Source organism: Pseudomonas sp. CH61 (genome assembly GCF_059429415.1).
In genome coordinates this window covers 349,576-361,863 of sequence record NZ_CM182098.1, presented here as the reverse complement: position 1 = coordinate 361,863, position 12,288 = coordinate 349,576, and the positions used below count along the sequence as shown (strand labels likewise).

12 protein-coding genes are annotated in these 12,288 nt (G+C 58.7%); 6 read left to right on the top strand and 6 right to left on the bottom strand.

Annotated features, from left to right (window positions below; translation table 11 throughout):
• Nucleotides 1-218: 218 nt before the first annotated feature.
• The 5 genes from AC5SEM_RS01555 to AC5SEM_RS01535 all read left to right on the top strand — a co-directional run bounded on the left by AC5SEM_RS01555 (nt 219) and on the right by AC5SEM_RS01535 (nt 5,527).
• Nucleotides 219-875, top strand: a complete 657-nt coding sequence (locus tag AC5SEM_RS01555) for an alpha/beta hydrolase (protein ID WP_116029547.1) — start codon at nt 219-221, stop codon at nt 873-875.
• Nucleotides 876-971: 96 nt separating this feature from the next.
• Nucleotides 972-2,450, top strand: coding sequence for an ATP-dependent RNA helicase RhlB (gene rhlB, locus AC5SEM_RS01550; protein WP_495472034.1), 1,479 nt, complete (start codon nt 972-974; stop codon nt 2,448-2,450).
• 136 nt (nt 2,451-2,586) lie between these two features.
• Nucleotides 2,587-3,531: an ornithine cyclodeaminase family protein gene (locus AC5SEM_RS01545; RefSeq protein WP_495472033.1), complete on the top strand. Its 945-nt coding sequence runs from the start codon at nt 2,587-2,589 to the stop codon at nt 3,529-3,531.
• A gap of 148 nt (nt 3,532-3,679) precedes the next feature.
• Complete coding sequence (locus AC5SEM_RS01540) at nt 3,680-4,807, top strand: NAD(P)/FAD-dependent oxidoreductase (protein ID WP_495472032.1); 1,128 nt, start codon at nt 3,680-3,682, stop codon at nt 4,805-4,807.
• 93 nt (nt 4,808-4,900) lie between these two features.
• Nucleotides 4,901-5,527 (top strand): helix-turn-helix transcriptional regulator, encoded by a 627-nt coding sequence (locus tag AC5SEM_RS01535; protein ID WP_077571221.1) that lies wholly within the window; start codon nt 4,901-4,903, stop codon nt 5,525-5,527.
• A gap of 101 nt (nt 5,528-5,628) precedes the next feature.
• Here AC5SEM_RS01535 and AC5SEM_RS01530 read toward each other — a convergent pair whose 3' ends face one another.
• From AC5SEM_RS01530 to AC5SEM_RS01505, 6 genes are all read right to left on the bottom strand, one after another.
• The gene (locus AC5SEM_RS01530) at nt 5,629-6,405 is read right to left on the bottom strand and encodes an ABC transporter substrate-binding protein (protein ID WP_077571220.1); all 777 of its coding nucleotides are present in this window, start codon (nt 6,403-6,405) and stop codon (nt 5,629-5,631) included.
• Between the two features lie 241 nt (nt 6,406-6,646).
• On the bottom strand, nt 6,647-7,099 hold the full coding sequence (gene moaE, locus AC5SEM_RS01525) for a molybdopterin synthase catalytic subunit MoaE (protein ID WP_495472031.1): 453 nt from the start codon (nt 7,097-7,099) through the stop codon (nt 6,647-6,649).
• A 3-nt stretch (nt 7,100-7,102) separates the two neighbouring features.
• Nucleotides 7,103-7,345 carry a MoaD/ThiS family protein gene (locus AC5SEM_RS01520; protein WP_127925915.1) on the bottom strand — a complete coding sequence of 81 codons (243 nt, stop codon included), beginning with the start codon at nt 7,343-7,345 and terminating at the stop codon, nt 7,103-7,105.
• A complete protein-coding gene (moaC, locus tag AC5SEM_RS01515) occupies nt 7,342-7,815 on the bottom strand; it encodes a cyclic pyranopterin monophosphate synthase MoaC (protein ID WP_495472030.1) in 474 nt (157 codons plus the stop codon). The genes AC5SEM_RS01520 and moaC overlap by 4 nt, the downstream gene beginning before the upstream one ends.
• Before the next feature lie 241 nt (nt 7,816-8,056).
• A complete protein-coding gene (locus AC5SEM_RS01510) occupies nt 8,057-9,451 on the bottom strand; it encodes a PhoH family protein (protein ID WP_150729535.1) in 1,395 nt (464 codons plus the stop codon).
• 337 nt (nt 9,452-9,788) lie between these two features.
• Nucleotides 9,789-10,913 (bottom strand): polysaccharide deacetylase family protein, encoded by a 1,125-nt coding sequence (locus AC5SEM_RS01505; RefSeq protein WP_495472029.1) that lies wholly within the window; start codon nt 10,911-10,913, stop codon nt 9,789-9,791.
• A gap of 326 nt (nt 10,914-11,239) precedes the next feature.
• On the opposite strand from AC5SEM_RS01505, the gene yaaA reads away from it, so the two are divergent.
• On the top strand, nt 11,240-12,019 hold the full coding sequence (yaaA, locus tag AC5SEM_RS01500) for a peroxide stress protein YaaA (protein ID WP_495472028.1): 780 nt from the start codon (nt 11,240-11,242) through the stop codon (nt 12,017-12,019).
• Nucleotides 12,020-12,288 lie beyond the last annotated feature (269 nt).

Genomic DNA, 12,288 nt, shown 5'->3' with positions numbered 1-12,288 from the left:
CCCGTCGCGGGTCGTACACTGATAGTGTTACCGCCACGCGTAGGATGTTTCGTACAAAACCTTCCATAGCAAAGCCCGTACCACACCTGTCGCGGAATCGATTCGGCGACAGGTCAATAGCAAAACTTGTAACCTTGCGACATCTTCTTAACGGATCAACCGGACGCGCACTCGAATCACGCACTTAATGAGAGCGCCCGCACATATTTGGAGCAGACATGACCGAGCCCTTGATTCTTCAGCCTGTTAAGCCCGCAGACGCCTGCGTGATCTGGCTGCACGGCCTCGGCGCCGACCGCTACGACTTCCTGCCGGTCGCCGAGGCGTTGCAGGAAAGCCTGCTGAGCACGCGCTTCGTCCTGCCGCAGGCGCCCACACTTGCAGTGACGATAAATGGCGGATATGCCATGCCGAGCTGGTACGACATCAAAGCCATGAGCCCGGCGCGGGCGATTGACCGTGAGCAGTTGGAAGCGTCGGCGGATCGCATCATTCAATTGATCGAAAACGAGCGCGCCAGCGGAATAGACGCCTCGCGGATTTTCCTCGCCGGTTTTTCCCAGGGTGGCGCTGTGGTGTTGCACACCGCTTTTGTGAAATGGCAGGGGCCGTTGGGCGGTGTGCTGGCGTTGTCGACGTATGCGCCGACCTTCAGCGATGAGATGGAGCTTTCAGCCAGTCAGCAGCGGATTCCCGCGATATGCCTGCACGGCCAGTTCGATGGCGTGGTGCAGAACTCGATGGGGCGCAGTGCCTATGAGCATTTGGTGAAGCATGGTGTCACCGTGACATGGCAGGAATACCCAATGGAGCACGAAGTGTTACCCGAGGAAATTCGCGACATCGGCGTTTGGTTGAGCGAACGTCTGCGCTGATCACGCCAGCAATGCCTGCCCTTTGATCATCACACTACGCCGCGCCCGTTTCTTGCATTACACTGGCCGGCGTACATTCCTTAACCAATTGATGAGATGACCGTGCTCAAAGCACTCAAGAAGATGTTCGGTAAAAGCGAGGCTGAGCAGCTCGCGCCAGTTCCCAGTGCGCCGTCGCACGCCCCCGGTCATCGCAACGATGCGCCCCAGGCCGACCGCCCCGCTGCCGTAGCAGCACCGAAGCAAGACCCGCAACCCGCTCCGGCCGCGCCAATCGCCGCCGAGCCTGCGCGCAATGAAGAGCCGAAACCGGCCAGACCGCGTCGCGAACCGAAGCCCAAGGCACCGGTGATTCCATGGAAACTCGAAGATTTCGTCGTCGAGCCACAGGAAGGCAAAACCCGCTTCCACGATTTCAAGCTGTCGCCAGAACTGATGCACGCCATTCAGGATCTGGGCTTTCCGTATTGCACGCCGATCCAGGCGCAGGTGCTGGGCTTCACCCTCGCCGGCAAAGACGCCATTGGCCGCGCGCAGACCGGTACTGGCAAGACTGCCGCGTTCCTGATCTCGATCATCACCCAACTGCTGCAAACGCCGCCGCCGAAAGAACGCTACATGGGCGAACCCCGTGCGCTGATCATCGCGCCGACCCGTGAGCTGGTGGTGCAGATCGCCAAGGACGCCGCCGACCTGACCAAATACACCGGCCTCAACGTCATGACGTTTGTGGGTGGCATGGACTTCGACAAGCAGCTCAAGCACCTCGAAGCGCGCCACTGCGACATTCTTGTGGCAACTCCGGGCCGTCTGCTCGACTTCAACCAGCGTGGCGACGTGCACCTGGACATGGTCGAAGTGATGGTGCTGGACGAAGCTGACCGCATGCTCGACATGGGTTTCATCCCGCAAGTGCGCCAGATCATTCGCCAGACCCCGCCGAAGTCCGAGCGCCAGACCCTGCTGTTCTCCGCGACCTTCACCGAAGACGTAATGAACCTGGCCAAGCAATGGACGACCGATCCGTCCATCGTCGAAATCGAAGTCACCAACGTCGCCAGCGAAAACGTCGAGCAACACATCTATGCGGTGGCCGGTGCCGACAAGTACAAACTGCTCTACAACCTGGTCAACGATAATGGCTGGGAGCGGGTGATGGTCTTCGCCAACCGCAAGGACGAAGTGCGCCGTATCGAAGAGCGTCTGGTGCGCGACGGTGTGAATGCTGCGCAGTTGTCCGGCGACGTGCCACAGCACAAACGCATCAAGACCCTCGAAGGTTTCCGCGAAGGCAAGATTCGCGTGCTCGTCGCCACCGATGTCGCCGGTCGCGGCATTCACATCGACGGCATCAGCCACGTGATCAACTTCACTCTGCCGGAAGTCCCGGACGACTACGTGCACCGCATCGGCCGTACCGGTCGTGCTGGCGCCGATGGCGTGTCGATCAGCTTCGCCGGTGAGGACGACTCTTACCAGTTGCCGTCCATCGAAGAGAAGCTCGGTCGCAAGATCAGCTGTGAAACGCCGCCGACGCATCTGTTGCGTGCGGTTGAGCGCAAGCGTCCGCAGTAAACGACGTTTAAAAGAAAAGCGCAGCCGGCAACGGACTGCGCTTTTTTTTCGACTGGTGTTTGATCAGGTGCTTGCGAGAGAAAACTAAAAGTCCATAATGGACAAATAAGTTTGTATTTCGTTTTCGGAGCCTGATATGTCCAGTACGCCCTACGTGATCGACCAGCATCAGGCCCGCGAGTTGCTGGCGCGCATCGATGTGCCGCAGATCCTGCGCAAGCTGTTCCGAGACCTGGCTGCCGGACACGCCGTGCAGCCGGCGCAGCAACTGGTGGAATTCCCGCAGGGTGCCGGCGACTTCATCAATTATCTGGGCGTGCTGGCAGAGGACGGCGTGTACGGTGTGAAGACCTCGCCGTACATCGTTCGCGAGCAAGGCCCGTTGGTCACGGCATGGACTTTGTTGATGTCGATGAAAACCGGTCAGCCGCTGCTGCTCTGCGATGCCGGTGAACTGACCACCGCGCGCACCGCTGCGACCACCGCCGTGGCGGTCGACGCCCTCGCGCCGCTGAATGCCACGCAACTGGCGATCATCGGCAGCGGCAAGGTTGCCCAGGCGCATTTGCACTACGTGAAATCGCTGCGTGATTGGCAGAGCATCAGCCTGTATTCGCCAAGTCTGTCCGCCGACGCGCAAACCCAGGCACTGTTGAAAGCCATCACGCCTGCGCTGACGATCGCTGACAGCCGTGAAGCCGCCCTCGCCGGGGCCGACGTAATCATGCTCTGCACTTCGTCAGCAGGGCCGGTGATCGATCCCGACACCTTGAGCAAACCGGCCCTGATCACCTCGATCAGCACCAACGCCCCACGCGCCCACGAAGTGCCGCCGCAGAGCCTCAGCGACATGCAGGTGTTCTGCGACTATCGTCTGACCACGCCGGGGTCGGCGGGTGAGATGTTGATTGCCAGTGAACAGCATGGCTGGAGCCAGGATTCGATTGTTGGTGACCTCGCCGACTTGCTCAGCGAGAAAGTCCAGCGCCCGGATTACGACCGTCACGTGTTTTTCCGCTCAATCGGCCTTGGCCTGGAAGACATAGCCCTCGCCAATGCGATTTACCACCTAACCCACTAACACCACATATCCCTGTAGGAGTGAGCCTGCTCGCGATAGCGGTCTTACATTGAGCATTATTGTTGCCTGATACACCGCTATCGCGAGCAGGCTCACTCCTACAGGGGATAGCGAACTATTGGATATTGCGTACCCACTGGAGAACCTCATGAGCCAGGCAGATTTCATCATCATCGGCGGCGGGATTGCCGGCGCTTCCAGCGGTTTCTGGCTGTCGCCGCACGGCAAAGTGATCGTGCTCGAACGCGAATCCCACCCGGCCTATCACTCCACCGGGCGCTCCGCCGCGCTGTTCACTGCAGCCTATGGCACACCGCAGGTACGTGCACTGACCCAGGCCAGCCGCGAGTTTTTCGATCATCCGCCGGCCGGCTTCTGCGAACACCCGCTGCTGACCCCGCGCGGCGAAATGACCGTCGATTTCACCGGCGACCCCGCCGAACTGAACAACCAATACCTCAGCGCCAAAGCCACCGTGCCTGAGATGCAATTGCTCAGCGCCGACGAAGCCTGCGCACGCCTGCCGATCCTGCGTCGGGAAAAAGTCCATGGCGCGATCTACGATCCAAGCGCCAGCGACATCGACACCGACGCCTTGCATCAGGGCTACCTGCGCGGCATTCGTCGCAACAATGGCGAAGTGCGCACTGATTGCGAAGTGCTTGGCCTCAGCCGTGACACCGCTGGCCTTTGGCATGTGCAGACCAACGGTGAGACCTTCAGCGCGCCGGTGATCATCAACGCCGCCGGCGCCTGGGCCGACAAGATCGGTTCACTGGCGGGTGCCAAGCCGCTGGGCCTGCAACCAAAACGCCGCGCCGCGTTCATCTTCGCCGGCCCCGAAGGTGTCGATATTCATCATTGGCCGATGCTGGTCAGCCTCGACGAATCCTTCTATATGAAGCCAGACGCCGGCATGTTTCTCGGCTCGCCGGCCAACGCCGACCCGGTCGAACCCCACGACGTGCAGCCGGAAGAACTGGATATCGCCATGGGCATTTACCAGATCGAAGAAGCCACCACGCTGACCATCCGCCGCCCGACTCGCACCTGGGCCGGGCTGCGCAGTTTCGTCGCCGACGGTGATCTGCTCAGCGGTTTCGATTCGCAAGTGCCGGGATTGTTCTGGGTCGCCGCGCAAGGTGGCTACGGCATTCAGACTTCGCCAGCGATGGGCCAGGCCAGCGCGGCGTTGGTGCGCGGCGAGCCACTGCCGGAGCACTTGCACAACTTCGGCCTGAGCAGCGCCATGCTCTCGCCTGCCCGCCTCGCCTGATCGTCCACCCGGATGACGCGCCCAACGGATTGCGGCACACTCGCAACGCCTCCTGATCAAGGGGGCGTTGACGCTGCCTGGAGTTCCACTGTCATGACCGCCCCTGAATTCGACCCGGCGCTGGATAACTTCCGTGCCATCGCCGATGCCATCGCCACGCTGTTCTTTCCGCACGCCGAAGTGGTGCTGCACGACCTGCGCACGCAGAAGGTCGACTACATCGCCAATAACCTGTCCAAACGTGAGATCGGCGACGACTCGTCACTGGAAGACATGCTCAGCGAGGATGTCAGCGACCGCAATATCGGTCCGTACGAAAAGCTCAATTGGGACGGTCAGAAGATTCGCAGCCTGAGCAGCGTCCTGCGCGACAGTGAAGGCATGCCGCTGGCGGTGCTGTGCATCAATCTGAATATTTCGCTGTTCGAGAACGCCAAGGCTGCGCTGGACCTGTTTCTGTCGCCGAGCAAACTGATCCCGCAACCGGACTCACTGTTTCGCGATGACTGGCAGGAGCGCATCAACACCTTCCTGCACGCCTGGCTGCGTGAGCGGCAACTAAGCCTGAATGTGCTGACCCGCGATCACAAACGTGAACTGGTGCTGGCGCTGCACGCGGAAGGCGCGTTCAAGGGCAAGAGCGCCTCGAACTATGTGGCCAATGTGCTGAATATGGGGCGGGCGACGGTGTACAAGCATTTGAAGGAATTGAAGGGCTAGAGATTTGCGGTGATTTCTCTGACGCCATCGCGAGCAGGCTCACTCCTACATTTGGAATGCGTTCCCCCTGTAGGAGTGAGCCTGCTCGCGATAGCGGACTATCAGTCGCCGTAGATGTCGGACTTGAAATACTTCTCGGAAATCTTCTGATACTCGCCACTCGCGCGAATGCCATCAATGGCGCCATTCAACTGGCTGACCAGTTCGGCATTGCCCTTGCGCACCGCAATCCCCGCGCCCTCGCCGACGTACTTCGGATCCTTCAACTCAGGCCCGACAAACGCATAACCCTTGCCACGCGGCATCGACAGAAAGTCATTCAGCGGAATGGTGTCGGCAAAAATCGCATCCAGCCGCCCCGCCGCCAGGTCCATGTAGATCTCTTCGTTGTTGCTGTAGCGCTTGACGTTGATGCCCTTCGGCTCGAACACCTCAGTGGCATAACGATCAGTAGTCGTTGCGCGCTGCACGCCGACGTTCTTGCCTTTGAGGCTGGCGTATTGATCGTCGACCGTGGCGCCCTCCTTCATTACGAGGCGCGATGAAGTGAAGTAGTACTTGTGGCTGAAATCCACCGACTTCTTGCGGTCTTCGTTGATGGTCATCGACGACAGGGCCATGTCGATCTTCTTCACTTTCAACGAAGGAATCAGACCGTCGAACTCACCTTCGACCCACACGCACTTGACCTTCATCTGCGCACACAGGGCATTGCCGATGTCGTAGTCGAAACCGACGATTTCGCCTTTGTCGGTTTTCGAGGCGAACGGCGGGTAAGCGGCTTCGATACCGATGCGCAATGTTTGCTCGGCGGCGAACACGCTGGCTGAGGCCAACAGGCTGAGGGCCAGGCCGGTGATGAGGGGGAGTTTCTTCATGTTCGTTCTCTCGCGGGTTGTTGTTGGTTTGGCAAGAAAGAGCTGAAACGGAGGGAGACACTTTTTTGTACTTATAAATCCATATTGGACTTATATGTATAGGCAGTCAATCAGGCAAAGACAGAGGTTTTTGGTGTTGCAGATGACGTCATCGCGAGCAGGCTCACTCCTACAGGGGGAACGCATTCCAATTGTAGGAGTGAGCCTGCTCGCGATGGCTGACTAGAGGGCGACTCAGGGTTTATTTCTTCCAGCGATCGGCGGCAGCATGATCACTGTCGCGCCCTTCAACCCAACGCGGGCCATCGCTGGTATTTTCTTTCTTCCAGAACGGCGCGCGGGTTTTCAGGTAGTCCATGACGAAGGCGCAGGCATCGAATGCGGCCTGACGATGGGCGCTGGCGGCGCCGACGAAGACGATCGGTTCGCCCGGTTCCAGCGCGCCGATGCGATGCAGCACTTCCAGCTTCAGCAGCGGCCAGCGCTGTTCGGCTTCGATGGCGATCTTGCCGAGGGCTTTTTCGGTCATGCCCGGATAGTGTTCGAGGAACATCCCCGCCACATCCAGGCCATCATTGAAGTCGCGCACGTAGCCGACAAAACTCACCACCGCGCCGACGCCGACATTGGCCGCGTGCATCGCATTGACTTCAGCACCCGGATCGAACGGCGTGACCTGCACGCGAATCGCCATGGATCAGCCTCCGGTCACGGTGGGGAAAAACGCCACTTCGTCGCCATCGACCACTGGCTCGTCGAGCTGGCAGAGGTCTTCGTTGCGTGCGCACATCAGATTCTGCTCGCTCAGCACATCAGCGCCATCACGCTGCACCAGCAACGCTCGCACGTCGTCAACAGTAGCGAAATCACCTTCAACCTTTACCGAATCCACGCCCAGCGCTTCACGGTAGCGGGCAAAAAACTTCACGGTCAGGTTCATAGCTGCTCCGCCTGAAAGTGCCCGCTCTTGCCGCCGACCTTCTCCAGCAGGCGCACGCTTTCGATGGTCATGCCGCGATCGACGGCTTTGCACATGTCGTAAATGGTCAGCGCGGCGACGCTGGCGGCAGTCAGTGCTTCCATTTCCACACCGGTCTGCCCGGACAGTTTGCAACGGGCGACGATGCGCACGGTGTCTTCGCCATCCGCGCTGAGTTCGACTTTGACGCCGGTGAGCATCAGCGGATGGCACAGGGGAATCAGATCGCTGGTTTTCTTCGCCGCTTGAATGCCGGCAATGCGCGCCACGGCGAACACGTCGCCCTTGGGATGGCCGCCGCTGACGATCATCTGCAGCGTTGCGGGGAGCATGCGCACCAGCGCTTGGGCCGTCGCTTCACGGAACGTCACGGATTTTTCGGTGACGTCGACCATGTTGGCGCGACCTTGGGAATCGAGATGAGTCAGCACGGGATTACTCCTGATCAGGAGCGTGGATTGTAAACCTGCGGGTCAAATTTCCGCATCACTGATTATGAAATCACCACTATCCCCTGTAGGAGTGAGCCTGCTCGCGATAGCGGTCTGATATTCAACATCGATGTCGACTGATCGAACGCTATCGCGAGCAGGCTCACTCCTACATTTTGATTTGCGTAGGGCATAAAAAACCGGGCGGCTCTGTGGCCGCCCGGTTTTGGTTGTGATGCAGTTACAGATGGGTTTCGGCGTATTCAGCCAGAATCGAGCGAGGCACCCCTTGCAGGGTGATGTGTACCCCGTTGGGGAAGTCCTTGAAGCGTTCGGTCAGGTAGGTCAGCCCGGAGCTGGTCGCGGACAGGTAAGGGGTGTCGATCTGTGCGAGGTTGCCCAGGCACACCACTTTCGAACCGGCGCCGGCACGGGTGATGATGGTTTTCATCTGGTGCGGTGTGAGGTTCTGGCATTCGTCGATCAGAATCAGGCTCTGCTGGAAGCTGCGCCCGCGAATGTAGTTGAGCGATTTGAACTGCAACGGCACTTTGCTGAGGATGTAATCGACGCTGCCATGGGTGTTTTCGTCATCCATGTGCAAGGCTTCGAGGTTGTCGGTGATGGCGCCCAGCCACGGCTCCATTTTTTCCGCTTCGGTGCCGGGCAGGAAGCCGATTTCCTGGTCCAGGCCCTGCACGCTGCGGGTCGCGATGATGCGCCGATAACGCTTGCTGACCATGGTCTGCTCGATCGCCGCGGCCAGTGCCAGAATGGTTTTACCGGAACCGGCGGCACCCGACAGGTTGACCAGATGAATGTCCGGATCGAGCAGCGCGTACAACGCCAGGCTTTGATAGATGTCGCGCGGCTTGAGGCCCCAGGCCTCTTGGTGCAGCAGCGGTTCCTGATGCAGGTCGAGGATCAGCAGTTTGGCCTCGTCAATCTCCTTGATCCAGCCGACAAAGCCCTGTTCATCAATGATGAACTCGTTGATGTGCACGGCCGGCAGGTTATCGATCAGTTGCACTTGATGCCAGGTGCGGCCGTGATCCTGACGGGTGTCGACCTTGCTCACGCGGTCCCAGAAAGAGCCGGTCATGTTGTGGTAGCCGTTGGGCAGCAGGGACACGTCATCGACCAGTTGGTCGGTGCTGTAGTCCTCGGCATCGATGCCACAGGCGCGCGCCTTGAGGCGCATGTTGATGTCTTTGGTGACCAGCACCACCGGTTTTTTCGGCTCGCGGGTGTGCAGGTCGATCAGTTGGTTGATGATTTTGTTGTCGTTCAGATGCTCGGGCAGAATCAGGTTCGATTCGGCCTGCTTGCTCATCAGAATTGACAGCAAGCCCTTCGGCCCGCCCTTGCCGCGCTGGATCGGCACACCCAGCTCGACATCTTCCGGGGACGCATCGCCCAGGGTCTTGTCGATCAGCCGGATGGCCTGACGGCATTCAGCGGCCACGCTGTGATGCCCGCTCTTGAGCTTGTCCAGCTCTTCAAGCACGGTCATCGGGATCGCGACGTGGTGTTCTTCGAAATTCAGCAGGGCGTTTGGATCGTGAATCAATACGTTGGTATCGAGTACATAAAGGATTGGCTGGTTGGAGGAAGGGCTACGTCCGTGATCATCCATACTCGGTCACCTTTGTCAGAGCCAGTAGACGCAATACCTGAGCGGTGCTGCGCCTCGAAGTGACTGCCGAAATCTCACCTGCGGAGATTCAAGTGACTGCAAACAAACGGGTCTTGGAAGACGCCACCTGTGTTGCAGGTTTCGGCGGTCTGTCTTCGTAATACTCCAAAACCGATGACATAAAAAAGTACTTTGACGGTTTTTTTAAGTTTATTTTGCAGAGTGACGAAAAGCCCTTGGCGGACTGCCCAGACCCCGCTAAAGTCGGAAGTCCGCCTGCACCGAATCCTGCAAAAAAATCGCCCCAAGCCCAATGTTTCCGGGCTTTCCCCGTTTCTCAGCGAAACGCGTCCTGACAGTCTTCCCAACCGATGCCGCTCTGCGCGGTTTGCGTGATCAGCCACGGCAACGAGGTCTTCACCGCGTCCTGTTTCATGTTGAAATTGATCACTCCGTGACGCCACAACAGCATCAGGGTCAGTACCCGCTGCGCGCTCGGCGCGCCCTTGAGTTTGCCGGCGCCGTCCTGGGCATCGATGTCCCACAGTGCCACTTGCAGGCCCTGGGTATTGAAGAAACCTTGCGCATCGCCGCGGCGCTGACCTTCCGGCGGGCGGAACAGCGGAACATAGTTTTCCGGCAATTTGTTCTTCACCAGATCAGCACTGCGCCGCACTGAATCCTGCCAGTCCTGCCAGTGGCTGTGGGAGCGGAACTCCCAACCTTGAACGCCGACGCACTGTTTCGAGAAGCCCGCCTGCAGGCTGCTCACCGAGCGATCAGCCAGCCGCGCCTGAATATCCTTGCCCAACACAAAGAACGTGCCGCTCAGGTTTGCTTTGCGCAGGTATTCGGCGAGCCAACCGGTGTTATCCGGTTGCACGTTGGCGGCGCTGTCGAAGGTCAGCAGAAACAACCGGTCGTGCATCTCGTCGCCATTACGCTCGTAGTCGCCGAAACGATCGAATTCGTTGCTGGTCTGCGGTGACAACGCAGCCTTGCGCATCAACTCATCCAGATACTGCAAATGGAAGATCCGGCTCGGTTCGGCCCACTTGGTGTAATAGCTGTCGTCACTGACCACGAACTTGGCGGATTGCTCACGCAGGGTCGGCAGGTCTTCGACGAGGAAACAGAACGAGGCGTCCTGATCGCAGCTTTGCTGGGCGTAGTTGTAGTTCGCCAACAGGCGCTGCCAAAGACGTTGCCGCAGGCTGTTGACCGCGTCGATGTTGATCGTGCGCAGGCCCAGACGCTGAGCCAACGCGGCCTCGTCCATTGATTCGGTGCCGAGCAGACCTCGGGCGAACATGAGGATTTCCGCCCGTGACGCCACGTCAAACAGCGTCGGATTGCTCAGCTGCTCTGGCCAGGTGCCGCGATCCAGCGTCGCCACATCGCCCGGCGCCGCGACGGCACCGACGCTCAACAGCCACGCGGTGAATAAAAGAACAATGCGCAAAAGGGATGTCTCCATAACAAAACCCGCGCGGCACTATAGCTGATGTGCAAGGCTGAAGGACGCCGCCCTCACCCCAGCCCTCTCCCGGAGGGAGAGGGAGCCGATCTTCATGTTTTCAAACCTGAGTTCGACTGGATATCTCAGGTCGATGTATTACTCGAGAACAACACGGTCGGTCCCCTCTCCCTCTGGGAGAGGGTTAGCGTGAGGGAAAAATCCACCAACCGTCGCAAATGGCCCTGCTAACCCCGACCTATAACCCCCATAGCTGGAGTCAACCGCGCCAACCCCCTAGAATCGCCCCCACGATTAAAGGAGACGACTTCATGCTGATGGTGATTTCCCCCGCCAAGACCCTCGATTACGAAACACCGCCGGCGACCCAGCGCTTCACTCAGCCGCAATACCTCGACCACTCCCAGGAACTGATCCAGCAACTGCGCGAGCTGACCCCGGCGCAGATCAGCGAACTGATGCACGTGTCAGACAAAATCGGCGGGCTCAACGCCGCGCGTTTCGGCAGCTGGACACCCGCGTTCACCCCGGAAAACGCCAAGCAGGCGCTGCTCGCGTTCAAGGGTGACGTTTATACCGGTCTCGACGCGCAATCCTTCAGCGAAGCCGATTTCGACTACGCGCAAAAACACCTGCGCATGTTGTCAGGCCTGTATGGCTTGCTGCGCCCACTCGACCTGATGCAACCGTATCGTCTGGAAATGGGCACCAAACTGGCCAACGCCCGGGGCAAGGACTTGTATGCCTTCTGGGGCACGCGCATCAGCGAATGGCTGAACGAAGCGTTGGCCGATCAAGGCGACGACGCTCTGCTCAACCTGGCCTCCAACGAATACTTCTCGGCGGTCAAACGCACGGCATTGAAGGCACGGATCATCAACACCGAGTTCAAGGATCAGAAGAACGGCCAATACAAGATCATCAGCTTCTACGCGAAGAAGGCCCGTGGCCTGATGAGCCGTTTCGTGATCCAGGAAAAAATCAACGATCCGACCCTGCTCAAGCAGTTCGATGTGCAGGGATATCGCTACAGCGTCGAACAGTCGAAACCGGACAAACTGGTGTTTTTACGCGACCACGCCCCCGAATAAAGCATGCCCAATGCACGACTCTTTCTATATAGAGTCGTGCAGCTCGCACGATGTCAAAAAACCCCCGCTGCTTTTCGCCATTTTTATGGCGCCAGAAAATCCTCCCTGTCTTTTCTAAGATTAGTTTCACTCGACACTGATCATTTTTTTCAGTAGTGGCACCTAAATTTTTTCACGGTAGTGGCACAAAACTATCTAACGTGATTATTCGCCTGTTAATAAAGGTCGGAAACGGAAGTGCTATCAAATTGAGATTAGTGCCATCTCTG

What these genes read in the sequence shown, in the direction of transcription:
- AC5SEM_RS01535 (WP_077571221.1), top strand. Translation starts at nt 4,901, where the DNA reads ATGACCGCCCCTGAATTCGACCCGGCGCTGGATAACTTCCGTGCCATC.
- AC5SEM_RS01520 (WP_127925915.1), bottom strand. Translation starts at nt 7,345, where the DNA reads ATGAACCTGACCGTGAAGTTTTTTGCCCGCTACCGTGAAGCGCTGGGC.
- moaE (WP_495472031.1), bottom strand. Translation starts at nt 7,099, where the DNA reads ATGGCGATTCGCGTGCAGGTCACGCCGTTCGATCCGGGTGCTGAAGTC.
- yaaA (WP_495472028.1), top strand. Translation starts at nt 11,240, where the DNA reads ATGCTGATGGTGATTTCCCCCGCCAAGACCCTCGATTACGAAACACCG.
- AC5SEM_RS01555 (WP_116029547.1), top strand. Translation starts at nt 219, where the DNA reads ATGACCGAGCCCTTGATTCTTCAGCCTGTTAAGCCCGCAGACGCCTGC.
- AC5SEM_RS01545 (WP_495472033.1), top strand. Translation starts at nt 2,587, where the DNA reads ATGTCCAGTACGCCCTACGTGATCGACCAGCATCAGGCCCGCGAGTTG.
- AC5SEM_RS01510 (WP_150729535.1), bottom strand. Translation starts at nt 9,451, where the DNA reads ATGGATGATCACGGACGTAGCCCTTCCTCCAACCAGCCAATCCTTTAT.
- rhlB (WP_495472034.1), top strand. Translation starts at nt 972, where the DNA reads ATGACCGTGCTCAAAGCACTCAAGAAGATGTTCGGTAAAAGCGAGGCT.
- AC5SEM_RS01540 (WP_495472032.1), top strand. Translation starts at nt 3,680, where the DNA reads ATGAGCCAGGCAGATTTCATCATCATCGGCGGCGGGATTGCCGGCGCT.
- AC5SEM_RS01530 (WP_077571220.1), bottom strand. Translation starts at nt 6,405, where the DNA reads ATGAAGAAACTCCCCCTCATCACCGGCCTGGCCCTCAGCCTGTTGGCC.